Consider the following 25,378-nt stretch of genomic DNA (forward strand, 5'->3'; position numbering starts at 1 on the left):
CCAAAACGATCCTTTCCGAGTGCCTTAAAAGATATTCCTTCAGGCCGAGAGTGTAAGCCCGATGCCCCACGGGTCTTTCAGGAAGACGCCGCCGTCGCGCTTCTCGCTCTTGATCTCAAGCTCGTCGAGCTTGGAAACGGCTTTGTCTAGCGTTTCCTTGTCATTGAAACGGATCTTGTAGTCGGAAAGGCCGGTCATGTGGTCGGCGCGGGTGCCAGCGCCGCGGCTGTTCCAGATATTGGCGGCGAGATGGTGGTGATAGCCGCCGCTCGCAAAGAAGCTTGCGCTCGGATAACGCGCCATTACCTTCAGGCCAAGCACGTCGCGATAGAAGGCATCTGCCTGCGGAATGTCGCCGACCTGCAGATGGATGTGACCGATCGCGGTGCCGTCAGCCATGCCGGTCCAGGCATTCTCAGGCGCACTGTTGTAGAGCGCCTGCAGGTCGAGCCGCAGCGTGGCCATTTCTACCATGCCGTCCGGATGGAACTTCCAGCTTTCATGCGGACGGTCTGCATAGATTTCGATGCCGTTGCCTTCAGGATCGGAAAGGTAAATCGCCTCGCTGACCAGATGGTCGGACGCGCCCTCGAGGGTGACATTGTTGTCCGCGGCATGGCGCAGCCAGCGGACAAGTTCGGTGCGGTTTGGCATCAGGAAAGCGGTGTGGAAGAGGCCGGCGGCATTGCGGGGGGCCTCGCGCGCATTGCTATCCGTTGTCAGCGTCAGCAGCGGCAGGCCGGCAACCCCCAGAACTTCGCCGCTTGCGGTCTTTTCGAGCACCGAAAGGCCAAGCATCTTCTGATAGAAACCGGAGACCGCGGCCAAGTCTTTCACGACCAGATGCGACTGGTCGATATAGGCAGGGCGCGTCAGCGCGTAAGATGGTTCTGATGCCGTCATGGAATGATCTCCTGCCCTGGAATTGAAAGGCGTACCGGCGGTGGCGGCAAATGTGCCGCCCGTAGCGAGCGCGAGGAATTTTCGCCGGTCCATTCGCCTGTAAGCTCCCCTCGGCTGCTGTACTTGATCCCAATATGGCGCATTCTCATTGTTCACAGAAGGCTCGTTTTTGACGATGAAGCGTTCTGCAAACGTTGACGATGGCTCGCGCCCCACTTGATATCAGTCAATGCGCTTTATCTATCCAGGGAGGAGGTTGATGACGAAGATCAACACCTCAAGGAGGATAGCATGTACAAGAAGATCATCGTTCCAGTTGAAATCGGCGGCATCGAAAAAGGCGAGAAGATTTTCCGCAAGGCGGCAAAGCTGCTCGACAATGGCGGTGAGATCATCCTCCTCAATGTCGTCGAGGATATTCCAACCTATGTCGCCATTGAATTGCCGGGAAATGTCGTCGAGGATGCCATGAAGGAAGGCCGCGACCGGCTGAATGAACTCGTCGCCAAGACCGGCATTCCGGCCACCGTCGAAGTCCGCAATGGCCCGCCCGCCAACGGCATTCTTGCCGCAGCGGAAAGCCATGGTGCCGATCTCGTCATGATCGCCTCTCACATTCCTGATATCTACAATTATTTCATCGGTGCCACCGCCGACCGCGTGGTGCGCCACGCCAAGTGCTCGGTGCTGGTGGATCGGTAGGACGTGAAGCTATGGATATGAAACTTCAGGAAAAGATCCTGCGCGACCGCTGGCACGAACTGACAGCGCGCCTGCGCAAGATCGACACGGACCTCGGCCGCACCAAGGCGACCGATGACGACGACCGCGCCATCGAGAACGAGAATGACGAAGTGCTGGAAGGTCTCGGCCAGGCCGGAGAGGATGAGCTGCGCGCCATCGACGCCGCCCTCGAACGTATCGCCAGGGGCACCTACGGCACCTGCGCCCGCTGCGGTGCTGCGATCTCCGAGGCCCGCCTTGCAGTGCTGCCGCAGACGCCGCTCTGCGAGGATTGCGCGGCAGGCAAGTAAGCGCGTCATCAAAACGAGCATGGCTCGTCACAAAGATTTAACCTGACGCCACCGGGCGTCCGGTTGCGCCTTTGCGAATTCAATGCGACGATCCCCTCCGCTGAGTAGGGGTGCGCGCATGGGCGAAATTAACGGCATTCGCTGGGCCTACGACAGATATGAGCTGATCGCCGACGGCATCGTCCACGGCGTCGGACTGTTCTTTGCCCTGATCGGCGTGACTGTGCTGATCTTCTACGCCACCCTCTGGAGCCCCGCCGGTGCGCTGGTTGCCGCCTGGGTTTACGGCGTCGGGCTGGTGCTGACCCTCGGCATTTCCTTTTCCTATAATATCTGGCCGGTTTCGCGCACCAAATGGTATCTGCGCCGGCTTGATCATTCGGCGATCTTCATCCTGATCGCCGCCACCTATACACCCTTTCTGGAGCGCGGCGCCGACGATCCGCTGCTGTCTGGCATGCTGGTCGTCATCTGGCTGATTGCCGCCTTCGGCATCTTCGTCAAATGTGTCTTTCCGGGCAAATATGACCGCCTGGCGATCCTGCTTTATCTCGCCATGGGCTGGAGCGGCGTCTTGGTGGCCGAGCCCGTCGCCTCGCGCATTCCCTATGCTTCCATGCTGCTGATCGTCATCGGCGGTATCATCTATTCGCTGGGCGTCATCTTCCATGTCTGGGAGAGGCTGCGCTTCCAGAACGCCATCTGGCATGGCTTCGTGGTGGCCGCCGCCGCCGTGCATTATTCGGCCGTGCTGACCTGCTTCAGCCTCTCGGTTCCCGCCTTCTGATATCTGGCGTTTACATCGGCCCGCGCCCGGCGTATGCCCCGGCAGAAGACCATTTCGAACCGGGCCTGCCAAATGACCGATACCGTTCTCATCCGAGACGCCGCCGAAGCCGATCTTCCTGCTATCAGAGATATCTACAATCACGCTGTCGAGCACACCACGGCAATCTGGAACGAAACGCTCGTCGATCTCGACAACCGGCTGGAATGGTTCAAGGCGCGCAAGGGCAGGGGCTTTCCGGTCATCGTCGCCGAAATGGACGGCAAGGTCGCCGGCTACGCCTCCTATGGCGATTGGCGCGCCTTCGATGGCTACCGCCACACGGTCGAACATTCTGTCTATGTCGACAAGGATTGCCGCGGTGCCGGCATTGGCGAAAAGCTGATGCGCGCATTGATCGAACGTGCGAGCGCCGGCAATATCCACGTCATGATCGCCGGCATCGAGGCCGAAAATACCGCCTCCATCAAATTGCACGCGAAGCTTGGCTTTCGCATCGCCGGCACATTTTCCGAAGTTGGCATCAAATTCGGCCGCTGGCTGGATCTCACCTGCATGGAATTGCGCATACCGAAAGCCTGACAGGGCCATCTCCAGATTGATTGCTGGCGGGGACTAACCATATTTTTATCGTAGTCTGCGCCTTGTAGAAATCTCTGATGGCGCGACTCGCGGAGGAGAGGTTGATGTTTGGACGCTCGGTGCTCGGTCTTTCGGCTTTTCTGGCCATGGCAGCCTATTCGCTGCCGGTAATGGCGGCCAGTTGCGGCAGCACGGCTTCGCCGGAGCTCGACTGGCAGGAGTGCAACAAGAAGAATCTGATGCTTCAGGGCAGTGACCTCCAGGGCGCCAATCTGGCCGGCACGGATTTTTCGCTGACCGATCTCGGCGGCGCCAACCTCAAATCCGCCAATGCCGAAAAGGCGACCCTCGTGCGCGCCTCGCTTGAAGGCGCTACCGTGCAGGGCGCGAACTTCGGAAAAATCGAAGCCTATCGATCGACTTTTGCCAGGGCCATCGCCGATGGTGCAAGCTTTGCCGGTGCGGAGTTGCAGCGGGCCGATTTCACCGGGGCGCAGCTGACGAAGGCCAACTTCGAGAAGGCCGAGCTGGGTCGGGCCAATTTCGACAAGGCGGTGCTGACAGGCGTCAGCTTCGCACTCGCCAATCTCTCCCGCGCCGATCTGACGGGCGCAAGCTTTGAAGGTCCGATCACCTTCGACCGAGCCTTCATGTTTCTGACCCGCATCGAGGGGCTGGATCTGTCCGCCGCTACTGGCCTGCAGCAGGCGCAGATCGACCTCGCCTGCGGCGATTCCTCGACGAAGCTGCCTTCGGGGCTTTCTGTTCCCTCAGGCTGGCCCTGCCCGCAGGAGCAGGACTAGCGCCTTTCCAGCAAAAGTTTGCAGCGGCTTTGCGTCCGGAATTGCGTGGAAACAGGGCCCTTTGGTTCAGGCGAGACGACCAACCGGAATGATCTCGCGCGACCGCGCATGGAAGGGGTTGCCTTCCCAGTCGCCATACCAGGCATCGATGGTGAGCCCGGCGTCGCTGATCATTCTCGCAAGCTTGTCGCGCGGCGTGTAGAGGATTTGCGAGCGCCCGGCGAAGTGCTCGCCGGTCGAGAGCACCCGATAGCCGTTCTCATAGGAAAGAATGCCGGTCGTCTCATCGTAATGAGACTCGTCCGAGGCCTCTATCGCACCGAGTTCCGCATGCTCGAGCTGGCGCACGCTGCTATGGCGTACGTCGCGCTCCCCGTAAAAACCGGGATTGCGCGTATCGAACACGAACCGGCCGGCAGGGCTGAGATGTGCTGCGATCGTCGCAAGGGCGGCGCGCTGGTCCTCTTCCGTCAGGAAGACCTGGAACGCGTGGCCCGTCAGCACGATGAGATCGTATCTCTTCCTGAGGCGAACGGTGCGGGCGTCACCCTCGACCCATGCCACCTTGCCGCCGCCCGGCCGCGCCCTGCCGATGTCGAGCATCGCGGCGGCAGGATCAACGCCGGTGACGTTGCGCGTCGCGGCGAGCGCTGCCGTCAGCTCGCCCGTCCCGCAGCCGAGGTCGAGCGCGGAATTGGCGCCTTCCGCCAGCTTCATGCAGAAGTCGAAATCCGGTCCCCAGCGATTGGCCGTATCGTAGAATTGTGCAAGTGAAGGATCGCGGTAGAGGGGATCGTCGGAACTCGTGCTCATGCGCCTGAATTCTTCTCGCTGATGTAGAGATAGCGTTCCACTGTCTCGCCGGCCGCATTCTGCTTGGTGAAAACCTCCCGTCGCTGATGCACCCGCCCGGCGACCTTCTGCGAGGGAAGATTTTCCAGGCTGACGATACTGACGAGGCGCGACAGTCCCATGACCGAGAAGGCATGGTCGCGGCAGGCAAGGGCGGCCTCGGTGGCATAACCCTTGCCCCAGTAATCCGGCCAGAGATGGTAGCCAAGCTCCGGCTCCATTCCGCGCGATGTGTCCTGCAGCGTGATCCCGCAATCGCCGAGCAGATCGCCGCTCTCGCGATCGATCATCGCCCAGAGACCGAAACCATTTTTCTCGTAGCTTCCGAAGGCGAGCCTGTCGAAGAAATCGCGCGTTGCTGCGGCATCCTTCACGGAAGGGTAATACCGCATGCACAGCGGATCGGCGAAGATGCGCTCGAGCGCCGGCAAGTCCGCGACGGTGATTTCGCGCAACACCAGCCGGTCGCTGCGCAGGATTTCCCGGATGATAGACATTGTTTCATCCCTCTGTCATGGAGCGTGCCTAAGCCGCGCCTACCTCTTCCTCCCGATTTATACGAGAGCTCCCGTCATGGCATCTGCAAAGATACGCGTCATCATTATCGGCGCCGGCATTGTCGGCGCTTCGCTCGCCTTCCATTTCGCCCGGCGCGGAGCCACCGTCCATCTGGTGGAGGAGAATGTGCAAGCCGGCAGCGGCGTGACGGCACGTGCCTTCGGCTGGGTGAATATCATCAACATCGCGCCGGGAGCGGTCAATTACCGCCTGGTGCAGGAAGCGCTCGCCGACTATAGCCGCCTGCAGGCCGATCTACCGGATGCCTTTGCCGCTGCACGTCCCGGCTCTCTGTTCTGGCTCAAAGGTACTGCCGAAACCGAAGCCTTTGCCGCAGCCCATCGCGCTGCAGGCACGGATGTCGAACTGGTCGATGCCGCAGCGATTGCTGCATGGGAACCCAATCTGTGTCAGCCTCCCGCCTGCGCGATCTTCTCGCCCGACGATCTAGCGCTCGACCCTGCAAGGCTGTCACGCGACCTGATCGATGCCGCCGGCGTAACCGCCACCTTTGGCCGGAAGGTCGAAAGCCTCATCCTTTCGGGCGACCGGGTGAGTGGCGTGCGTCTGGCCGATGGCGCGATCGAGGCCGATCTCGTGATCCTCGCAGGCGGAACAGCGGTCGACCGCCTAACGGAAAGCCTGGGCTTCCGAACAGGCGTCGAAGCCTCGCCCTCCATCATCCTGCGCTATGGCTGCGCGGAGCCTGTCGTGAACCGCATCCTCCGCGGCCCTGGCCTGGAAATCCGCCAGTCGGCGGACAACATGCTGCATGTCGCCAAGGGCTATATCGACGATACCTCCGAAAACGCGCCGGAAAGGGTCGGCCAGCGGATCTTGAAGGTCATGCATGAGCGCCTGCGCCTGCCCGAAGGCGTGTCGCTGGTCGAGGCGGCTGCAGGTTACCGGCCCTTCTTCTCCGATGGAATGCCGCGGCTCGGTTTCCTGCCCGGCATCGAGGGCGCCTATGTCGCCGTCGGCCATCCCGGCGTCATTCTCGCGCCACTGCTCGGCCGGCTTGCCGCCGAGCATGTAATGGAAGATCGGCGATCGCCGCTCATCCCATCCGCCGGGCTGATATGAAAAAAGCGGGCCTGGTGGGGTCCGCTTTTCTTTTACTTACAAGCCTTTACTTGCCGGGCTCGAAAACCATTGCATGCCCGTTGATACAGTAGCGCAGGCCGGTCGGCGGCGGTCCGTCAGGGAAGACGTGGCCGAGATGGGCCTCGCAGGTGCCGCAGCGGATTTCCGTGCGCACCATGCCATAGGTGGTGTCGCGGTGTTCGGTCACGGACTCCGGAGAGACCGGTTCGAAATAGCTCGGCCAGCCGCATCCTGCATCGAACTTGGTGTCGGAGCGGAAGAGCGGCGCATTGCAACTGACGCAGCGGTAGAGTCCGGTCTCGAACGAATCCCAATAGGGACCGGTAAAGGCGCGTTCGGTGCCGTGCTGGCGCGTGATGCGATACTGCTCAGGGGTCAGCAGTTCCTTCCATTCGGCATCGGTCTTGTGAATTTTTGGTGTGGTGGTCGTTTCGGCCATGGAGTGCTCCTTTCGCCGATGGGGGCAATCTCTTTCGTGCGCAAATGTGGTGCGCTGAGCACGATTGATCAAGTCTGGGATCAGGCCTCACGATCAAACCTGCCGCGTCAAGGCCCCAATTACCATCTACCCAATTCGGGGGAAGACGACGAATCACCCGTGCTTTATCTTTAGTGTGCCATTAAGCTTAATGCTGCGTGTTTCGGGGACAAACGGTGTTTCATACTCTGATGATTGTTCTGTACGGCGCAGTCGCCGCAATCGCCCTGGGCGTGACCCTGCTGGAAGGCTGGGTCAATCACGACCGCTGGACGGTGCATCGCATTGGCGGGCTGATCGCCTGCATTCTCTGGCCTTTGCCGCTTGCTTTCTTCATCCTGCACGGTTCCGTTTCCCGTCTCGTCACACGCCTTTCCTGAACTCCAAGCCTGTGAAAACCGCCGCCTGCATCCATTGCGGGTTGCCGAAATTGCTTGAGGCTATCAGCCGATTCGCCTAAGCCTTGGAAAAGGCTGCTTGCCGGCTTTCATCCGTGCTCACGGGGAGGGGACATGGCCGATGTCACGGCTCTGACATTTCTGGCCCTGTGTCTGCCGTTGATCGGCGCTCTCGCGGCTCCCTTCATCATTCGTGCCTTTGGCGCAGGCGGTGCCTGGCTGCTCGCCATCGCCCCTTTGCTCGCCTTCCTGCATTTCCTGCGTCTCGTGCCGCAAATCGCTCACGGCGAAGTCATAACCGGCGGTTATGACTGGGTGCCGGGCTTGGGCCTGCGCTTTTCCTGGTTCCTTGACGGATTGTCGCTCACCTTCGCCCTGCTCATCACCGGCATTGGCACGCTGATCGTGCTCTACGCCGGCGGATATCTGAAGGGCCATCCGGATCAGGGCCGGTTCTTCTCCTTCATCTTCCTTTTCATGGGCGCGATGCTCGGCGTCGTGGTGTCGGACAGTTTCCTGATGTTCTTCATCTTCTGGGAGCTCACCTCGATCACTTCCTTTCTGCTGATCGGCTTCGACCATGAGCGGGAGGCGGCACGGCGCGCCGCTTTGCAGGCACTCGTCGTCACCGGCGGGGGAGGGCTGCTGCTGCTGGCCGGCTTGCTGCTGCTCTGGGGACTGACAGGCGTTGCTCAGTTGTCCGAGTTGCTGCAGTTCGGCGATGTCGTCAGGGGCAGCCCGCTCTATTTCGCCACCCTGTTGCTGGTGCTCGGCGGTGCCTTCACCAAATCGGCACAGTTTCCATTCCATTTCTGGCTGCCGAATGCCATGGAAGCGCCCACACCCGTTTCCGCCTACCTGCATTCCGCCACCATGGTGAAGGCCGGCGTCTACCTGCTGATGCGGCTGAACCCGGTCATGGGCGCGACGCCCGCATGGGAGGTCCTGCTGCCCGTCTTCGGCGGCCTGACGCTCGTTACCGGCTCGGTGCTTGCGATCCGCCAGACGGACCTGAAGCTGAAGCTCGCCTACACGACCGTCTCTTCCCTTGGCCTGCTGGTGCTGCTGACCGGCTTCGGTTCGCACTCGGCCATCGAAGCGGCGGTGCTCTATCTGGTGGCACATTCGCTCTTCAAGGGCGCGCTCTTCATGGTCGCCGGTATCATCGACCATGAGACCGGCACGCGTGATATCACCCGGCTGCGGGGCCTGCGAAGGGCCATGCCGCTGACCTTCCTGATCGCCATGGCAGCTGCCCTTTCCATGGCCGGTCTGCCACCCTTCTTCGGTTTCCTCGCCAAGGAGGAAATCTACACGGCTCTCGCCAGCGGCGATCTCTATTCGATCCTCGTCACGGCCATCGCCGTCTTTGGCAATGCCCTGATGTTTGCGATCGCCTTTGCCGTGGCGCTGACGCCATTCCTCGGCCGGCCGGTGGAAACACCGAAACATCCGCATGAGGCGCCGGTCCTGCTCTGGTTCGGTCCGGCGATCCTCGCTGTCGCAGGGCTGCTCACGGCGCTCTTTTCCGGTTTCACCCATGCCATGATTTCCTCGCCCATGGCCTCTGCCGTGGCGGGTGAAGCTACGGCCGCCATCTCCATTTCGCTGGCCCCGCATATCGGGGTGCCGCTTGCCCTGTCGCTGCTGACGATAGTGCTCGGTGTCGTTGTCTACTGGCATCTCGACCGTGCCCGCGCGCTTGTGGCCCATGCCCTGCGCTCCGCCCTTGGTCCCGATCGCGGTTTTGATCACGTCATCGCCGGGCTTGTGCGTTTCGCGCACCGCTTCATCGGCATCGTCCAGCCGAGACGTCTCGATATCTATGTCGCCTGCACCTTTGTCTGTGTGGCAGCGATGCTGCTCGTGCCGCTCGTCATCCATGACGAACTGCCGCTGGCCTTTGCCTGGCCCGCAGACCTGCGCCTGCGCGAAGCGGGCATCATGCTCATCGCCATGCTCGGCCTCGTCGCGGTGCTGATCGCCCGCGACCGGTTGACGGCTATCGTCTCGCTCGGCATTCAGGGTTTTGCTGTCGCGCTGATCTTCCTGCTCTTCGGCGCTCCGGATCTCGCTTTCACCCAGTTCATGGTCGAAACGCTCGCAGTCGTCATCCTCGCCCTCGTCATGACCCGTCTGCGCCTGTCGCCGACCGATCCGCGCCACGGCGCCCGCCGTCTCTTCGATATCGCGCTTTCACTCGCATGCGGCCTCGGCTTCGCGCTGCTTTTGATGCGCGCCACGGAGCCACCGTTCAACACGGCACTCAGCGATTTCTTCAACGCCCATTCGAAGCTGATCGCCCATGGCGCCAATGTCGTGAACGTCATCATCGTCGATTTCCGCGGCACGGACACGCTCGGCGAAATCGCCGTCGTGGCGGTGACAGGCCTCGCCATCCTGGCCCTCATCCGCATCCGCGGCAATACGGAGCGCCGGCTGGCGACGAACGATCCGGATGCGGAGGAGGCATGAGCCGGGTCTTCGCAAAACCTGTCGGCGTCGGCATCCGCCTTCTCGTGTCTGACCGCCCGGCCACGCAGAGAAGCGGAGGCGCCGCATGAACACAATCATCTTCCGCACGATCGCTCCCTTTATCACCGCGCTGATGCTGCTCTTTTCCGTCTTCATCCTGCTGCGCGGCCACAATGAGCCGGGTGGCGGCTTCATCGGCGGGCTGATTGCCGCTTCGGCTCTGGCGATCTACGGCATTGCCTTCGGCGTTGAGGCAGTACGCCGGGCGATCCGCTTCCACCCGCTGGCGATTGCCGGCTTCGGTCTGCTGCTCTCCTGCCTCGCCGGCCTGATCTCTGTCCTTTTTGCCGTGCCCTTCATGACCGGCCTCTGGGTCTATCCCGTCGTGGCAGGCGTGGAGGTGCCGCTCTCCAGCGTCGTGCTCTTCGATCTCGGCGTCTATTTCGTGGTGCTCGGCGCCGTCGCCTCGATCGCGCTGGCGCTGGAAGAAAGGGAGGTGGACTGATGGAGGCGCTCTTTGCCATCGTCGTCGGCCTGTTCTTTTCGGCCGCCATCTATCTGATCCTGTCGCGCTTCTCGATCCGTATCATGCTCGGCATCGCCATTCTCGGTAACGCCGTGAACCTGCTGATCTTCACGGCAGGACGGCTGACCCGCGTCGTGCCGCCGATCATACCCGCCGGGGCCGACATGCTGCCATCAGGTGCGGCCAATCCGCTGCCGCAGGCGCTGATCCTGACGGCCATCGTCATCTCATTCTCCTTCCTCGCTTTCCTGCTGGTGCTGACCTACCGCGCCTATCAGGAGCTCGGCACAGACGATACGACCCGCATGCACGATGCCGAACCCGAAGACCGGCCGCTGCCGCCTGTGGGGTATTGAGCATGGTTGTGCGGATGCTCACCCCCCTCTGCCCGTCGGCTATCAAGGGAGGCACCCCCTGATGGCCGCCCCCATCACCGATCTCTCTGCCGCCATGGTCACCACCCCGGTCCCGCCGGCCCACTGGCTGGCGATCCTGCCGGTCGTGCTCTGCATCAGCCTCGGCGCGCTGCTCCTGATGCTGCGGGACCTTCCCCGCCTGCAGGCATGGATCGCCGTCACCGGCCTTGCCGTCCTCCTGCTTCTCGACGCCGCTCTCCTGCGGCAGGTCGTCGAACACGGTCCGCTCACCATGGTCATGGGGCGCTGGCTGCCGCCCTTCGGTATCGCTTTCACGGTCGATATCTTCAGCGCGCTGATGGCGCTCGCCGCAGCGGTCGCTGCCCTTGCCGCCGGCATCTATGCGCTCTCGGATACCACCGAAAGCGGCCGGCGCTACGGTTTCTTCCCGCTGCTGATGCTGCTGATGGCTGGTGTCACCGGCGCCTTCCTGACCGGCGATATCTTCAACCTCTATGTCTGGTTCGAGGTGCTGCTCATCTCCTCCTTCGGCCTGCTGATCCTCGGCTCCGAACGGGCGCAGATCGATGGCGCGCTGAAATATGCGGTGCTGAACCTCATCGCCACGACGCTGTTCCTCATCGCTGTCGGCATCCTCTACGCGAGCTTCGGCACGCTCAACATGGCCGATATTGCCGAGCGGGCAGCGGGCTTGAGCGACACAGCGCCACTGATGACGCTCGCCTGCCTCTTTCTGCTCGCCTTCGCCATGAAGGCCGCGGCCTTCCCGGTGAATTTCTGGCTGCCGGCCTCCTACCACACGCCGCGCATCGCCGTTTCCGCGCTCTTTGCTGGCCTGCTGACCAAGGTCGGCATCTATGCGCTGCTGCGTGTCCTGGTCATGCTGCTGCCGGCCGAGCGCGATGAGCTCAGCCTGCTGATCGCGATCGTCGGAGCCCTGACCGTTCTCGTCGGCGCATTGGGTGCGCTCGCCGAGACCGACCTGCGTCGTCTGCTCGGCTATGTGGTGATATCAGGCATCGGCAACATGTTGGTCGGTGCCGCACTCGGCACCGCCGATGGCCTCGGCGGCGCGGTCTTCTATGCGCTGCATTCAGTGGTGCTGATGACGGCGCTCTATCTTCTGGCCGGCGAAGCGGGCAGGCGGGGCGGCTCCTTCTCGCTGGCCGCGCTCGGGGGCCTTTATCGCCAGAGCGGATGGTTTGCCGCGATTTCGCTCATGCTGCTCCTGGCCGCCTGCGGCCTGCCGCCCTTTTCCGGCTTCTGGCCGAAGGTGCTGCTGGTCAAGGCCTCGCTCGATGTCGGTGCCTGGTGGCTGGCGGGCGCGATCCTGCTCGGCGGCTTCCTGCTGACGATCGCCTGTGGCCGCGTCTTCCTGTTTGCTTATTGGCGTCCCGCCCTCCTGACGCTCCCGCCGGTGCGAACCGGCTGGACAACCGGCCTGCCGCTTGCCGCATTGACGATCCTCGTCATCGGCTTCGGCGTCCTGCCGGAGCAGTTGCTGCAGCTCGCCCGGTCGGCCGCCGACGGGCTTGCCGATCCCTCCGCCTATATCTTTTCCGTCTTTCCGGAAGGGACTATACGATGATCGTGCTGTTCCTGAGCCTGCCGCTCGCCATTGCCTGGGTCGCCGTGACCGGCAGCGCCTCGCCGCATAATTTCGTTTTCGGCCTCGTCCTGTCGCTGCTGTCGCTCGCCGTCGTGCGCGAAGCCTTTGCCGACCGTTCGCCGCCGCGCCGTATCCGCCCTTTGCATGTCCTCCTGCTCGCCGGCCTTTTCCTGAAGGAATTGGCGCTTTCCGCCTGGCGGGTGGCGCTGACGGTGCTTTCGCCGCGTATGCAGCTTACTCCCGGCATTCTCGCATTCCCGTTGACGGTGACGAGCGATTTCCAGATCACTCTGCTTGCCAATCTCATCACGCTCACGCCCGGCACACTCTCGGTCGATGTGTCAGCGGATCGGCGTACGCTCTATGTGCACGCGCTGGACTGTGCCAATCCGCTGGCCGTCAGACGCGATATTGCTGACGGATTCGAGCGCCGTATCATGGAGGCCTTCGGATGATAACGCCCGCCGCCATCGTTTCCACTGCCGCATTCGCAGCGCTTGGCATCCTCTGCGTGGCGCTCTTCATAACGGTCTGGCGGGTCATTGCCGGCCCCAGCCTGCCGGATCGCATCCTGGCGCTCGACATGCTGACAGGCATCGCCATCGGCTTCATCGCCGTCGTCGCGGTGCGCACCGGCTTCTCGCTTTACATCGATATCGCTATTGCGCTCGGCCTCGTCGGCTTTCTGGCAACCGTCGCCTTCGCCCGTTTCGTGCTCTCGCGCGGAAACGCGGGGCCTGAGACGCGAAAGAGGAGCGAATGATGATGGACTATGCGCTCGCTATAATCACCGCCGTCCTGCTGCTGGCCGGCGCCTTCTTCGCGCTGGTGGCCGCGATCGGTATCGTGCGCCTGCCGGATCTCTATACGCGCATGCATGCCGCTTCCAAGGCCGGCACGGTCGGTTCCGGCTTGTTGTTGCTTGCCGCCGGGCTTTACTCGGGCGAACTTGCTGTGCTTGCAAGAGCGCTGGCCGGTTTCCTCTTCTTCATCCTGACGGCACCGGTTTCTGCACACCTTCTTGCGAGAGCTTCGCATATATCGGGGCATTTCCCGGCTGATATCTCAGTACGTGACGATATGCGAATGCGCTGAAGGCGGGGCTACTCAGAATTTTAAGCAATTTTACGCAAACTTATGCACCGGAAGCACGAGTAAAGCTTGCTGAACTGCTGACCAATTCTTTGTGATGGATTTTTTTTCTAGGAAAATCACAATTAATAATTGGCCTTTTGCGAAAACGATGCTATTTGAAAATCCAAGTAGAGTTCTGATTGTGAATTAGAAACGTACTGCTTCCAAGTCCCTTAGCCTTGATTGCCAATGTCTAACTGGGTGACGGCCTGGAAGAATACGTAGTAGCTCACCTTCAGGCAGTATTGGTGCAGAATACGGTCTTCGGAATCTAGGGGTGGATTCCGGTTTTTCGAAACAAAGGCTGTGACCTGCTCTTTTGCTGTTTGGCTCTGCGACGAGGGTTCTTTGTCTTTTTGGGAGAAGGACCGTTTGAGCATGCTAACAGGAGAAAGAATATGACGGATATGGCGACCGGCAATGCGCCGGAGCTGCTTGTGGAACTGACGGCCGATATCGTCGCGGCCTATGTCAGCAACCACGTTGTCCCGGTCAGCGACCTGGCCAATCTGATTTCCGATGTACACTCGGCATTGAGCAACACATCCGTACCGCAGCCGGTGGCAGCGGTCGTCGAAAAGCAGAAGCCCGCAGTCTCTGTCCGCAAGTCCGTACAGGACGAGCAGATTACGTGCCTGGAATGCGGCGGCAACTTCAAGTCCTTGAAGCGCCACCTGATGACGCATCACAATCTCGCGCCGGAAGAATATCGCGAGAAGTGGGACCTGCCTGCCGATTACCCGATGGTAGCCCCGGCCTATGCCGAAGCGCGTTCGCGCCTCGCAAAGGAAATGGGCCTGGGTCAGCGCCGCAAACGCGGACGCGGCTGAGTATCATACCGCTAGACGATAAAGAGCCGGGCCTGCTGCCCGGCTTTTTTGTATTTGCCGATCGTCCCTTCCGGGGATGTTCGGCCCTCGTCATTTATCTTCAAAAAAAGCGCGGCAAAAAATGTCGGCCCCGCGATTGCTCATCCGTCTCTAAAGCATGTCGCGCAAAAGTGCGCAGCGGTTTTGCGATAACGACATGCGAAAACAAAAGCCTGAAGCGTGGCAAGTGAATCTGAAAGATCGCGACACGCTTTAGGGCAATTCCAGCAAAAGTGCCCAGCGGTTATGCGTTCGGAATTGCGTGAAGCAAAGAGATTGATGACAGGCAGGCACTCATGCCGCCGCAAATAAGAGGAGAAGAGACAATGCGTGTAATGGTCATCGTCAAGGCGACAGCAGACAGTGAAGCGGGCGTCATGCCCTCGACTGAGCTTCTGGCGGCCATGGGCAAGTATAACGAGGATCTGGTCAATGCCGGCATCATGCTGGCGGGCGAAGGCCTGCATCCGTCTTCCAAGGGAAAGCGCGTTGCCTTCGATGGCCCGAAGCGTCTGGTCATCGACGGCCCCTTCGCCGAAACCAAGGAACTGATCGCCGGTTACTGGCTGTGGCAGGTCAAGGACATGGATGAAGCGCTGGAATGGATCAAGCGCTGCCCCAATCCGATGCCTGGCCCGAGCGAAATCGAGATCCGCCAGGTCTTCGAAGCTGCCGATTTCGGCGAAGCCTTCACGCCGGAGCTTGTCGAGCAGGAAGAGCGCCTGCGCGAAAAGATGGCTGACGGCAAATAATCCCATCAGGGGATATTATACTCGGGCGCCCGGCGGATTTCCTCCGGGCGCTCAGCCGTATGTGATCGCAGCTCTGTATTATACCGATCACGCGCCCTCAGGCCGCAGCGCGTACACGCGCTTCCTCGCGAATGCGGTTCACCATCGAGCGCAGCCCATTGGAGCGCTGCGAGGAGAGGTTTTCTGTGAGCCCGATCTTGGAGAAGATCTCGAAGGCATCCAGCGAAGTGATTTCGGACGCCGTCTTGCCGGAATAGGTGGCGAGCACGATAGCGACGAGGCCGCGCACGATATGCGCATCGGAATCGCCTTCGAATGTCATGACCGGATTGTCGGGATTGCCTGACGTATGCGTCACCAGCCACACCTGGCTGGCGCAGCCCATCACCTTGTTCTCGGAAGTCTTCTTTGCGTCGGCCAAATCAGGCAGCGCCTTTCCGAGTTCGATGACGTATCGGTAGCGGTCTTCCCAATCATCCAGGAAGGAGAAGTCGTCGATGATCTGGTCGAGGGTCGCCATGCTGTCAGGCCTTTCACTGTTACCGGATGATATAGGTGAAACGACCGCAGATTTGAACAGTTAAAAAGAAACGCCGTGAGGGATGGGCATCCTCACGGCGCAGCAAAGTGCTGAAATAAACAGGGCAGGCACGTCAGGCATGGGGCATCTCCGCGTCATGCGGACCACCGATGCAAGCTTGGGGGCGGGCGGATGCTCGCGAAATTCGTCAGATCGCCGGTTTCGGCGTCGGCAGCGGGATCGAGCCTGCCGGAATGGTGCTAGCCGAGATAGTACCAGTCACGACCTGTTCGGCCGAGGCACCGTCATCGACCGGCGGGCGGTAGGGCTGCGGCAGGTGCGGCATCGGCTGGTTCAGCGCGGCCTGTGCCTCGCGCACGGTGTTGGTGACGGCCTCCGGCAGGGAAGGAACGGCGAGTGCCACAGGCGCCGGCGGCGCAGCCGTCTTTGCAGAAGCCATTTTGGAGCTGTCATCCCTAAACTGGCTGTCGAGCAGTTCATAAGCGACACGGGCGCCTTCGCGGGCCCGGTAGCCGAGAGCCGTCAGGGTTTCCCCGCCCTTGGTGCAGACCTCGGGCTTTTCGGAGCACATGCCGGTCATATAGTCATAAGCGCCGCTTGCCGCCGTGAAGGCGTCGGAAAGCTGCAATTGCGGGTGGCCGGCATTGTCGAAGCTCTCCGAGCTGAAAACGGAGAGAGCGACGAGCACAAGGCCAAACCAGAATGATCCTTTGATCAGAAACCACATTGTCTTGCCCATCCTGTTTTCCCGTCCGGTCTTGTCGCCGAATCGGGCCGGTTGTCCGGTGTGTTTGCACCCTACCGCCAAGTTGCGAATGCCGCTTTTCGAAACTCACTGGCATTTGCGGCAAATTTGTCTCGAATTTTAATGATCGGTATTTTCGGGGCATTTCAGTCAAATTCTACCAGATGTCGTTAAGCATGGTGGCAGCCGCCGCCTGCAATCGTTGGGCTTTTGGCCCGCCGCTCTGCCATAAGAGTTAACGCAATGCTGAAATATGAGGAAAATCCGTCGCTTACCTGCTATTAACCACAAAATTCAAAGAGCCATGCGGATGGCCCAAAACGGGACTTTTAGCGTTTTTGGGCTGTGGAAGGCGACTTTGCCTTATCCTTTCCTTAAGCCGAGGGGGCCTATTGTCCGGGGTAATGAAAGGCCTTTTCGGGCAGGTATTGCGTGCGTGTATTGAGTGACATCGGCGGCCGGGCGACAGCCCTCGTGGACCGGGCAGCGGCAGGCTGGCTCTCCCGGACGAGCGGTGGCGAAGCTGTGCGCCAGAGTGAGCTCGCGATTCTGCGCCGCCTCGTCTTCCTGTCTTCTGCCGCTCTTATTGCCGCTCCGGTCGGCCTCTCCATCGTCACCAGCCCCGCTGTTGCACTGCCGGCCGGTGTCGCCACCGTCTGCGCCGCCTTTCTCTTTTCCGCCGTCGGCAGCATCGCGCTGGCTCGGCAGGCTATCCCCCAGCACGTGGCGGCAGCCACTGCCGACGATCTCTTCCTTGAGATGAGCCCAGGCCTCGTGCTCTTCCTCGATCCGCATGGCAGCGTGACGATGACGGGCGGCCGCGACAAGCGCGACTATCTCGCCTGGATGCGCGACCTGAAAGGCCGAGGCTTCTTCGAGCAGGTGCATGTTTCCGACCGCATTCTTTTCCTGCAGGCGCTGGATGCACTACGCCAGGGCGAGGAAAAAGCGATCGTCGATCTCAGGCTGGAGCGTCCCTCGGTCTCGCGCGATAGCAGGCAGTTCGCTTACCTGCGTATGGATATGACCGCGCGGCGCGATATCGACGGCATGCTTTCGGCCGTCGTTGCCCAGTTGCATGATGTTTCGGTAGAACAGCGGCTTCGCGCCGAGGCGCAGGCGCGCGCGACCGATGCGGAATCGGCCAATGACGCCAAATCCCGCTTCCTTGCCGCCGTCAGCCATGAGCTGCGCACGCCGCTGAACGCCATCCTCGGTTTTTCGGATATCCTGATCGGCGAATATTTCGGCAAGTTCGAGAACGAGCGTCAGCGTGAATATGCCGGCCTGATCCGTGAATCCGGCGCGCATCTGCTCTCCGTCGTCAACACGATGCTGGACATGAGCAAGATCGAGGCCGGCCGCTACGAGCTGATGCTCGAGCCTTTCGATATCGGCGCATCGATCCGCTCCTGCGAATCGATGCTGGCCCTGCAGGCCAAGAGCAAGGGTGTCACGCTGACGAACCGTGTCCAGCGCGGTATCGGAGAGGTCGTGGCCGACCAGCGCGCGCTGCAGCAGATCCTCATCAATCTCGTCGGCAATGCCGTGAAATTCACCGAAGCTGGCGGCGTGGTCACTGTCGATGCGGCCATGCGCGACGGCATTCTCAAGCTGACGGTCAGCGATACCGGCATCGGCATTCCGGCCGATAGGCTCGCCACACTCGGCCAACCTTTCGTCCAGATCCAGAATGATTATACCCGCCGATTCGAGGGCACGGGTCTTGGTCTCTCGCTGGTCAAGGGCCTAGTCGCCCTGCATGGCGGTCATTTCGCCATCGCCAGCCAGCCGGGCGAAGGCACGATCATCACCATCGAGATCGCCGCTGATGGTTCCGGCGCCTGCACCGGCGAGGATACCGGCCAGACGGGGCCCGTCGAGTTTCCGCCGCGACTGAAGGGTGCGGTGGTCGCCGTAGAACTGGAGGAGGGGCTCTTCGATGGCCGCGCGCAAGCGAAAATCGCCTAAAGGCAGGAAAGGGCGGCAGCAGCCGGGCCTTTTGATGACCGGTGTGGCGGCGCTCGGCGGTGTCGGCCTGCAGGGCGCGACCGCGCTGGGTGGCCTCGGTCTCCGGGGTGCTGGTGCGCTCGGCGGCGTCATCGGCCGCAATCCTTCCATTGCCGGCGGCACGATCGCTTTCGTCGTCATCTTCTCTTTCGTCGCCGCCAATGCGCTCTGGTATCAGCCCGGCTCGCACCCGCATCCGATCTTCCGCACGCGCGATCCGGGCGCGCCGACGGCTATCGGCTTTCGTCCGCAGGCCGAGCCGCAAGGCGATGTCACCACGTTCCGCATCGAGCGGCCGGACGATGCCAGCGCGACGACCCAGACCACGCCACCACCTGCCGTGGCCGGCCAGCAGCCGAACCAGCTCGTGATGGACATCCAGAAGGAGCTGATCCGCCGCGGTCTCTATAACGGCAATGCGGATGGCGTCATCGGCCCGCGCACCAGTGCGGCCATCCTCTTCTTCGAGGAAACGGTCGGCATGGCGCAGAGCGGCGACGCGACGCCCGAAGTGCTCGCAGCGCTCAGAACCGATGCCGCCGGCCCCTCGACCATTCCCGTCGAAAAGCCGCGGGAGGACGTGACGTCGAAGGCGACGGAGGAAGATCCGGTTGCAGCTGCCATCCGCAGCGCCGAAAAGACCGTCAAGACGGCGCCGTCTGCGCCGAGACAGGTTCCGCTGTCAGGCATTTCCAATGTCGATCTGGTGCTGAGGATCCAGAAGGGCCTCACCAACATGGCCTACGCCAATGTCGGCGTCGACGGCGTAGCGGGCGAACAGACCCGCGCTGCCATCAGACACTTCCAGAAGCACTATAATCTTCCGGAAAATGGCGAGCCGAGCGAAGCCGTGCTGAAGAAGCTCAAGGAAATTGGCGCGCTTTAAAGCAATCCCGGCAAACATGCGCAGCGGTTTTGCTCCCGGAAGAAAAGACGAACCAAAACTGGCTGCTGATGGTGACAACCCAGTCGTCAAACCTGGCGCGCAAGGGACGATGGCTGGTTCGCCAGCCGCAGGAGCCGGTAGTCCACTGTCGGCACCCGTCCTTCCACATCCACCACTTCTTCGATCGGGCCGATATTGATGGCAGCCGACGTCCGGTAGCGCTTCGGCGCAATGCCGGTCACGCGCTTGAACGCATTGCTGAAAGCGCTTTCCGAAGTATAGCCGAGTGAAAGCGCCAGCGAGGAGACGGGCATCGAGCCCTCGCGCAGCGCCCGTTCGGCAAGGCGCATGCGCCAGGCGGTGAGATAGGTGAGCGGAGCGACGCCCGCGACCGTCTTGAAGCGCAGCGCGAAGCTGGTGCGCGACATGCCGGCCGATTTCGCAAGCTCTCCAAGCTGCCAGTCATGCGCCGGGTCCGAATGCATCAGTCGCAGCGCCGGCGCAATTTTCTCGTCGCCGAAGGCGCGCAGCCAGCCGACCGTCAGCGGCTCCGATGTCATGATATGGGCGCGCAGCACCTGTACGAAGATGAGCTGCGAAAGCTGGGTGGAGGCAAGCAGTGCGCCCGGTTTACCCGCCGCCATTTCCCGCACCAGCTGATCCAGCAGCCACCGCAGCACGCCGGCCTCAGCAAGGGTCGCCCGCACATGGATGACAGGCGGCAGCACATCGAGCAGCAGCGCCGTGCCGGTTGGTCCAAGCGCGATATGGCCGCCGATATAGAGGAAATCCTCGCCCATGCCGTGCCGCGCCATGCCATTGACCTTCTTCTCCTTGAAGGTTGTGACAGCATCGGCTGGCGTCACCGCAAGATCGGTTGCCAGCACGAAGGAATGCTTGCCGTTGAGCAGCACGACGTCGCCGGCTTCGAGAAGGATCGGCTCGCTGCCATTGTCGAGCACCAGCCAGCAGCGGCCTTTGGCCACCGCGCTGATCTTGATGCGGTTCGGCTGCGGAAAGGCAAGCGCCCAGGCGCCGCCGGCAATCAGCCCGCCGGCCATCAGGCAGCGGGCATCGAGCAGATTAAGCATTTCGGAGAGGGGATCACTGGTCATCTTTGTACGATGGCGCAAGAAATCGGGATTTACAAGCATTCAGAATCCCGCTCGCGGGACATAGATGTTCTCCGACTAGAAAGGAGACATCCTATGTCCACTCCCCAAGCTCCTATAGGCTCCGCCTTCGGCGCCGCTTCCACGGCGGAAGAGGTGATTGCCGGCCATGATCTCACCGGCAAGGTGGCGATCGTCACCGGCGGTTATGCCGGCCTCGGCCTCGAAACCGCCCGCGCGCTGGCGGATGCCGGCGCCAAGGTCATCGTGCCCGCCCGCAATATCGAGAAGGCGAGGGCCGCCGCTGAAGTCGTTCCGAGTCTGAAGCTCGACTACATGGACCTCATGGATCCCGACACGATCGACGACTTCGCCGACCGTTTTCTGGAGAATGGCGAACCGCTGCATTTCCTCATCAACAACGCCGCCGTCATGGCCAATCCGCTGACGCGCGACAGCCGCGGTTATGAATCGCAGTTCTCCACCAATCACCTCGGCCACTTCCAGCTCGCCGCCCGCCTCTGGCCGGCGCTGGTGAAGGCGGAGGGCGCCCGCGTCATTGCCGTCTCCTCTCGCGGCCATGTCCGCGCCGGCATCGATTTCGACGATCCGATGTTCGAAAACCGCGAATACCAGCCCTATGTCGCCTACGGCCAGTCGAAGACGGCGAATGCACTTTTTGCCGTCTCGCTGGATGCTTTGGGCGCAAGAGAGGGTGTGCGCGCCTTCTCACTGCATCCGGGCGGCATCGTCACGACCGATCTCATCCGCCATCAGTCGCGCGAATATCTTCTGGCGAGCGGCTATGTGGATGCCGATGGCAACCCGGTCATCGATCCCCAAAACAACAAGAAGACCATCGCCCAGGGTGCCGCAACCACCATCTGGTGCGCCGTCAGCGATGAGCTGGAAGGCATGGGCGGCGTCTATTGCGAGAACTGCGATATCGCCAAGGCTGTTCCAGCCAACTCCGAGGAGTTGCTCGGCGTGCGCCCCTGGGCGACCGATCCGGAGCTTGCCGAGCGTTTGTGGCAGATGAGCGAAAGACTGACCGGACTGACGCAGAGCTGAAGACGGAGCCCACACTTGACGTCATCCTCGGCCTTGTGCCTGGCATCTGCTGCCAGCAGATGCCAGGGGACAGACCTAGAATGACGGAGGGGCAGAGGCCCTAAGACCTAAGTCTAAGCCCCGATATTCTTAGACAATTGTTAACCATGTTGTTTGAAGCTTCTCTAATGTAGCTTGGGGGAGCTGGATCATGCAGGCGTTGAAGGCAGTGGAGGAGAATGCCGTAAGCCCGGCCCACGAACCGGATGGACCGGATCGCGACGCTCTGCGCCATATCCTCTCGCGCCTTGCCGAAGAGGCCTCCACGCTCGGCGTCGACCTCGTCGATATAGCCGGCGCCATCCAGGACATGGCGGCGATGTCCGCCCGCCATGCCGCCGCCTTCGATGACGTCACCCGCACAGCCCTTTCCATCGCCGAGACCAACCGTTCCGTCGCCGTTTCGCTGCGTGAGACGGATAGTACCGCCGCACAAGCGCGCCACATGCTGAAGGAATCGGCCGATCGCCTGTCCGGTTCGGTCGAGGAAATCCGCCATATGGTTCAGTCATCGGAAGAGATCAGCACGGAAATCGCAGGCTTCTCCCGCTCACTGACCGACGTCGACAAGGTGGCCGCCGAAATCAGCACCATCGCCCGCCAGACCAATCTTCTGGCGCTCAATGCAGCGATCGAGGCCGCCCGCGCCGGCGAGGCGGGCAAGGGCTTTGCCGTCGTCGCCTCTGAGATCCGCGCTTTGTCGCTGCAGACTTCCAAGGCGACGGGCTCCATTCAGGAAACGCTGGAGCAGCTTCGCGTCAAGATCGATCGTCTCTCGACTGTCGGCGGCGGCGCGCGCAAGAGTGCTGCTGGCGTCAGCGAAAAGTCTGAGGCAATGCGCGGCGCCTTCGAAAGCATGGAGCATGTCATCACCCGCATCCTCGATTCATCCGCCGTCATGGCCAATACGACCGAGGCCGTGGACCGCGATTGCGCCGGCTTCGTTGCCAAGCTCGGCGAAATGTCCGCCGAGGTGCTGGATTCCAACGGCCGACTGCAGCAGGCGGCAAAACGCGTCGACAGCGTCGTCGGTCTGTCGGAAACGCTGATCCAGCTGACCGCGAGCGCCGGCGTGGAAACCGCCGACCGCCACTGGATCGAACAGGCGCAATCCGTCGCTGGCAAGATATCGCATGCTCTCGAGCGTGCCGTTGCCGAAGGCGCAATCGGCATGGAGAGCTTGTTCAACCGCCAGTACCAGCCGATATCAGGCACCGATCCGGTGCAGATGATGGCCCCCTTCACTGATCTCACCGACCGCCTGCTGCCGCCGATCCAGGAGCCGGTGGCCGGCTCCGACCAGCGCATCGCCTTCTGCGCCGCCATCGATGAAAATGGCTACCTCCCGACCCATAACCGCAAGTTCTCTGAGCCGCAGCGGCCGGGCGATATCGTCTGGAATACTGCGAACTGCCGCAACCGCCGCATCTTCAACGATCGCGTCGGCCTTGCCGCCGGAAGGAGCACCGCGCCCTTCCTCGTCCAGACCTATCGACGGGACATGGGCGGCGGCAATTTTGTCATGATGAAGGATATTTCCGCCCCGATCACCGTCCGCGGCCGGCATTGGGGCGGCCTGCGGCTGGCGGTCAAGGTATAGCGTTGCCGCCACCTGCCGCACGGTCTATACCGCGCCCATGAGATTGCGCGCCGATATCTACGTTTCCGCTCTCGTCCGCAGGGTTTTCTCCGCGGGCGATTTTGCTGCCGTGGAAAAGAAGGGCGCTGAGCAGGCCGGTGCCATCTTCATCCGCCAGCGCTTCCGTGACGGCCTCGAAACCCTCTATGCGCCAGCCCCGCAGAGTTTCTTCGATGAGGAGAGCAGCGGCGACCGCCTGTTCGAAGTCAGGCTGGAGCGCGCCGAGCCGGACAAGGTGCGGGAGATGCTGGACCGCGAGCGCAAGTTCGACCCCGATCTCTGGATTGTCGAGTTGGAGACAGACAAGGTCTCGGAACTCATCCCGATGGCCGGCTGACGGCCTGCCTTGAATTTACGCCAATTCCCGCCTAGTTTACCGCCATCCGCAATACCAACAGGACGGTGCAAAATGGATTCCAACCTGATCGCAATGCCAATTCGCCTTGCCATCGGGGATTTCCATGCCTGCATCCATTACACTTTCCAATCTTTCGTGGTCCACACCTGACGGCCGGCCGCTTTTTTCCAATATCGATCTGAGCTTCAATGCTGAGCGCACCGGCCTCGTCGGTCGCAACGGCGTTGGCAAGACCACGCTTCTGAAGTTGGTTGCCGACGAACTGCAGCCGCAGACCGGCTCTGTCGCCGTATCCGGCACGATAGGCATACTGCGCCAGAGCGTGCAGGTCGGGCCGGATGAAACGGTTGCCGATCTCTTCGGTGCGGCGCAGGCGCTTGCCATTCTCCACCGCGCCGAAAGTGGCGAAGCGAGCGCCGATGAGCTTGCCCTTGCCGACTGGACACTCGAAGCCCGCATGGAAGCCGCACTGGAGCGCGCCGGCCTCGCCGCCGGGCCGCTGACGCTGCTGGCAGCGCTCTCCGGCGGCCAGCGCACCCGTGCAGCATTCGCCGCCCTGATCTTCGAAGATCCGGATTTCCTCATCCTCGACGAGCCGACCAACAATCTGGACCGGGATGGGCGCGATGCGGTGATCTCGCTTCTCAGCGGCTGGCGCCACGGTGCTCTGGTCGTCAGCCATGACCGGGAACTGCTGGAGACGATGGACGCCGTTGTCGAGCTGACGACTTTGGGCGCCACCCGCTATGGCGGAAACTGGAGCGATTACCGCGCCCGCAAGGCGCTGGAACTTGCCGCCGCCGAGCACGATCTGGCGGACGCCAAGAAACGTGTGGCGGAGGTCGCCCGCAGCGCGCAGGAAACGGCTGAGCGCAAGGCCCGCAAGGACAGCGCCGGCAAGAAGAAAGCGGCCAAGGGCGACATGCCGCGCATCATCGCCGGCGGCCTGAAGCGGCAGGCGGAGAGTACCAGTGGCGAGAATGCCCGCCTCGCCGAACGGCGTCACACGCAGGCGCTCGAGGATGCCGAGGAGGCGCGCAAGCGCATCGAGATCCTGCAGCCGCTCTCCGTCAAGCTGCCCTCGACCGGCCTGCCGCCAAGCAGATCGGTGCTGAAGATCGACGCCGTCACGGCCGGTTACGAGACGGACGAACCCATCATCCGCAAACTGTCCTTCGATATCACCGGCCCCGAACGTATTGCCGTTACCGGCCCAAACGGCTCGGGCAAGACGACGTTGCTCGCGCTGATTTCAGGCGATCTGCAGCCGTGGGAAGGAACGGTTCGTGTGCTGACCTCCGTCTCGATGCTCGACCAGCGCGTCAGCCTGCTCGACCCCGCGACCTCGATCCGCGACAATTTCCGGCGGCTGAACCTGCAATCGGATGAGAATGCCTGCCGCGCAGCACTCGCCCGCTTCATGTTCCGGGCGGATGCAGCGCTGCAGATCGTTTCCACTTTGTCGGGCGGCCAGCTTCTGCGCGCTGGCCTTGCCTGTGTCCTCGGCGGCGCGACACCGCCGGCGCTGCTGATCCTCGATGAACCGACCAACCATCTCGACATCGATTCCATCGCCGCCGTCGAAGCGGGTCTCCGGGCTTATGACGGCGCACTGCTGATCGTCAGCCATGACGAGGTGTTTCTGGAGATGGTCGGCATCGCGCGTCGGCTGGAATTGCCTGCAAGATAGTTACGTGAAGGAGATGCCGAGCAGCTTTTCGCTGAGCGACCAGAGC

General features: G+C 61.8%; 29 protein-coding genes. 22 read left to right on the forward strand and 7 right to left on the reverse strand.

The features are described 5' to 3' along the window. Positions 1–39 precede the first annotated feature (39 nt). Entirely contained in the window at positions 40–996 is a 957-nt protein-coding gene (locus AB4Z13_RS05475; RefSeq protein WP_439014390.1) for a VOC family protein, read from the reverse strand. Positions 997–1,194: 198 nt separating this feature from the next. Here AB4Z13_RS05475 and AB4Z13_RS05480 point away from each other — a divergent pair, with 198 nt between their 5' ends. From AB4Z13_RS05480 to AB4Z13_RS05500, 5 genes are all read left to right on the forward strand, one after another. Beyond that, positions 1,195–1,605: a universal stress protein gene (locus AB4Z13_RS05480; protein WP_007821491.1), complete on the forward strand. Its 411-nt coding sequence runs from the start codon at positions 1,195–1,197 to the stop codon at positions 1,603–1,605. Between the two features lie 11 nt (positions 1,606–1,616). Next, positions 1,617–1,937, forward strand: a complete 321-nt coding sequence (locus AB4Z13_RS05485; protein WP_113322561.1) for a TraR/DksA family transcriptional regulator — start codon at positions 1,617–1,619, stop codon at positions 1,935–1,937. 118 nt (positions 1,938–2,055) lie between these two features. Continuing rightward, positions 2,056–2,724, forward strand: coding sequence for a PAQR family membrane homeostasis protein TrhA (gene trhA / locus AB4Z13_RS05490; protein WP_113322562.1), 669 nt, complete (start codon positions 2,056–2,058; stop codon positions 2,722–2,724). A 33-nt stretch (positions 2,725–2,757) separates the two neighbouring features. Further along, positions 2,758–3,306 (forward strand): GNAT family N-acetyltransferase, encoded by a 549-nt coding sequence (locus tag AB4Z13_RS05495; RefSeq protein ID WP_439014391.1) that lies wholly within the window; start codon positions 2,758–2,760, stop codon positions 3,304–3,306. A gap of 104 nt (positions 3,307–3,410) precedes the next feature. Then, on the forward strand, positions 3,411–4,109 hold the full coding sequence (locus tag AB4Z13_RS05500) for a pentapeptide repeat-containing protein (protein ID WP_113322563.1): 699 nt from the start codon (positions 3,411–3,413) through the stop codon (positions 4,107–4,109). Positions 4,110–4,175: 66 nt separating this feature from the next. On the opposite strand, the gene AB4Z13_RS05505 is transcribed toward AB4Z13_RS05500, so the two are convergent. Then, a complete protein-coding gene (locus AB4Z13_RS05505; RefSeq protein WP_439014392.1) occupies positions 4,176–4,922 on the reverse strand; it encodes a class I SAM-dependent methyltransferase in 747 nt (248 codons plus the stop codon). Continuing rightward, positions 4,919–5,458, reverse strand: a complete 540-nt coding sequence (locus tag AB4Z13_RS05510) for a GNAT family N-acetyltransferase (RefSeq protein ID WP_310377939.1) — start codon at positions 5,456–5,458, stop codon at positions 4,919–4,921. Before AB4Z13_RS05510 ends, AB4Z13_RS05505 begins: the two co-directional genes overlap by 4 nt. A gap of 76 nt (positions 5,459–5,534) precedes the next feature. Between AB4Z13_RS05510 and AB4Z13_RS05515 the strand changes: the two genes are divergently transcribed. Further along, on the forward strand, positions 5,535–6,602 hold the full coding sequence (locus tag AB4Z13_RS05515) for an NAD(P)/FAD-dependent oxidoreductase (protein ID WP_310377937.1): 1,068 nt from the start codon (positions 5,535–5,537) through the stop codon (positions 6,600–6,602). 46 nt (positions 6,603–6,648) lie between these two features. Here AB4Z13_RS05515 and msrB read toward each other — a convergent pair whose 3' ends face one another. Continuing rightward, positions 6,649–7,062 (reverse strand): peptide-methionine (R)-S-oxide reductase MsrB, encoded by a 414-nt coding sequence (msrB, locus tag AB4Z13_RS05520; protein WP_113322566.1) that lies wholly within the window; start codon positions 7,060–7,062, stop codon positions 6,649–6,651. A gap of 215 nt (positions 7,063–7,277) precedes the next feature. Between msrB and AB4Z13_RS05525 the strand changes: the two genes are divergently transcribed. From AB4Z13_RS05525 to AB4Z13_RS05570, 10 genes are all read left to right on the forward strand, one after another. Continuing rightward, a complete protein-coding gene (locus AB4Z13_RS05525; RefSeq protein WP_113322567.1) occupies positions 7,278–7,481 on the forward strand; it encodes a hypothetical protein in 204 nt (67 codons plus the stop codon). A 132-nt stretch (positions 7,482–7,613) separates the two neighbouring features. Continuing rightward, a complete protein-coding gene (locus AB4Z13_RS05530; RefSeq protein ID WP_439014393.1) occupies positions 7,614–9,974 on the forward strand; it encodes a putative monovalent cation/H+ antiporter subunit A in 2,361 nt (786 codons plus the stop codon). 85 nt (positions 9,975–10,059) lie between these two features. Further along, positions 10,060–10,479, forward strand: a complete 420-nt coding sequence (locus AB4Z13_RS05535; RefSeq protein WP_310377932.1) for a Na+/H+ antiporter subunit B — start codon at positions 10,060–10,062, stop codon at positions 10,477–10,479. Further along, positions 10,479–10,856: a Na+/H+ antiporter subunit C gene (locus AB4Z13_RS05540; protein WP_310377930.1), complete on the forward strand. Its 378-nt coding sequence runs from the start codon at positions 10,479–10,481 to the stop codon at positions 10,854–10,856. The genes AB4Z13_RS05535 and AB4Z13_RS05540 overlap by 1 nt, the downstream gene beginning before the upstream one ends. Before the next feature lie 61 nt (positions 10,857–10,917). Further along, positions 10,918–12,465 carry a Na+/H+ antiporter subunit D gene (locus AB4Z13_RS05545; RefSeq protein WP_439014394.1) on the forward strand — a complete coding sequence of 516 codons (1,548 nt, stop codon included), beginning with the start codon at positions 10,918–10,920 and terminating at the stop codon, positions 12,463–12,465. After that, positions 12,462–12,941 carry a Na+/H+ antiporter subunit E gene (locus tag AB4Z13_RS05550; protein WP_310377925.1) on the forward strand — a complete coding sequence of 160 codons (480 nt, stop codon included), beginning with the start codon at positions 12,462–12,464 and terminating at the stop codon, positions 12,939–12,941. The genes AB4Z13_RS05545 and AB4Z13_RS05550 overlap by 4 nt, the downstream gene beginning before the upstream one ends. Further along, positions 12,938–13,249, forward strand: coding sequence for a cation:proton antiporter (locus AB4Z13_RS05555; protein WP_310377923.1), 312 nt, complete (start codon positions 12,938–12,940; stop codon positions 13,247–13,249). Before AB4Z13_RS05550 ends, AB4Z13_RS05555 begins: the two co-directional genes overlap by 4 nt. Further along, positions 13,249–13,581 carry a monovalent cation/H(+) antiporter subunit G gene (gene mnhG, locus AB4Z13_RS05560; protein ID WP_007821521.1) on the forward strand — a complete coding sequence of 111 codons (333 nt, stop codon included), beginning with the start codon at positions 13,249–13,251 and terminating at the stop codon, positions 13,579–13,581. The genes AB4Z13_RS05555 and mnhG overlap by 1 nt, the downstream gene beginning before the upstream one ends. A 437-nt stretch (positions 13,582–14,018) precedes the next feature. Then, complete coding sequence (locus tag AB4Z13_RS05565; protein WP_007821525.1) at positions 14,019–14,450, forward strand: MucR family transcriptional regulator; 432 nt, start codon at positions 14,019–14,021, stop codon at positions 14,448–14,450. 365 nt (positions 14,451–14,815) lie between these two features. Then, positions 14,816–15,241 carry a YciI family protein gene (locus AB4Z13_RS05570; RefSeq protein WP_113322572.1) on the forward strand — a complete coding sequence of 142 codons (426 nt, stop codon included), beginning with the start codon at positions 14,816–14,818 and terminating at the stop codon, positions 15,239–15,241. A gap of 97 nt (positions 15,242–15,338) precedes the next feature. On the opposite strand, the gene AB4Z13_RS05575 is transcribed toward AB4Z13_RS05570, so the two are convergent. Together AB4Z13_RS05575 and AB4Z13_RS05580 are read right to left on the reverse strand one after the other, a co-directional pair. Further along, positions 15,339–15,761, reverse strand: coding sequence for a SufE family protein (locus tag AB4Z13_RS05575; RefSeq protein ID WP_310377918.1), 423 nt, complete (start codon positions 15,759–15,761; stop codon positions 15,339–15,341). A 208-nt stretch (positions 15,762–15,969) separates the two neighbouring features. After that, positions 15,970–16,509, reverse strand: coding sequence for a DUF5330 domain-containing protein (locus AB4Z13_RS05580; RefSeq protein ID WP_310380014.1), 540 nt, complete (start codon positions 16,507–16,509; stop codon positions 15,970–15,972). Between the two features lie 450 nt (positions 16,510–16,959). On the opposite strand from AB4Z13_RS05580, the gene AB4Z13_RS05585 reads away from it, so the two are divergent. Both AB4Z13_RS05585 and AB4Z13_RS05590 read left to right on the forward strand, forming a co-directional pair. After that, a complete protein-coding gene (locus AB4Z13_RS05585) occupies positions 16,960–18,498 on the forward strand; it encodes a sensor histidine kinase (protein ID WP_310377916.1) in 1,539 nt (512 codons plus the stop codon). Then, complete coding sequence (locus tag AB4Z13_RS05590) at positions 18,470–19,423, forward strand: peptidoglycan-binding domain-containing protein (RefSeq protein ID WP_442205935.1); 954 nt, start codon at positions 18,470–18,472, stop codon at positions 19,421–19,423. The genes AB4Z13_RS05585 and AB4Z13_RS05590 overlap by 29 nt, the downstream gene beginning before the upstream one ends. Before the next feature lie 86 nt (positions 19,424–19,509). Here AB4Z13_RS05590 and AB4Z13_RS05595 read toward each other — a convergent pair whose 3' ends face one another. Then, positions 19,510–20,577 (reverse strand): AraC family transcriptional regulator, encoded by a 1,068-nt coding sequence (locus tag AB4Z13_RS05595; protein ID WP_439014396.1) that lies wholly within the window; start codon positions 20,575–20,577, stop codon positions 19,510–19,512. A gap of 54 nt (positions 20,578–20,631) precedes the next feature. Between AB4Z13_RS05595 and AB4Z13_RS05600 the strand changes: the two genes are divergently transcribed. The 4 genes from AB4Z13_RS05600 to AB4Z13_RS05615 all read left to right on the forward strand — a co-directional run bounded on the left by AB4Z13_RS05600 (position 20,632) and on the right by AB4Z13_RS05615 (position 25,332). Further along, a complete protein-coding gene (locus tag AB4Z13_RS05600) occupies positions 20,632–21,606 on the forward strand; it encodes an oxidoreductase (protein WP_439014397.1) in 975 nt (324 codons plus the stop codon). A gap of 190 nt (positions 21,607–21,796) precedes the next feature. Beyond that, entirely contained in the window at positions 21,797–23,245 is a 1,449-nt protein-coding gene (locus tag AB4Z13_RS05605; RefSeq protein WP_439014398.1) for a methyl-accepting chemotaxis protein, read from the forward strand. Between the two features lie 37 nt (positions 23,246–23,282). After that, a complete protein-coding gene (locus AB4Z13_RS05610) occupies positions 23,283–23,621 on the forward strand; it encodes a DUF1491 family protein (protein ID WP_113322578.1) in 339 nt (112 codons plus the stop codon). A 124-nt stretch (positions 23,622–23,745) separates the two neighbouring features. Beyond that, a complete protein-coding gene (locus tag AB4Z13_RS05615; RefSeq protein ID WP_439014399.1) occupies positions 23,746–25,332 on the forward strand; it encodes an ABC-F family ATP-binding cassette domain-containing protein in 1,587 nt (528 codons plus the stop codon). Positions 25,333–25,378: the final 46 nt, after the last annotated feature.

The organism is Rhizobium sp. YAF28, from assembly GCF_052113285.1.
Classification (GTDB): domain Bacteria; phylum Pseudomonadota; class Alphaproteobacteria; order Rhizobiales; family Rhizobiaceae; genus Rhizobium.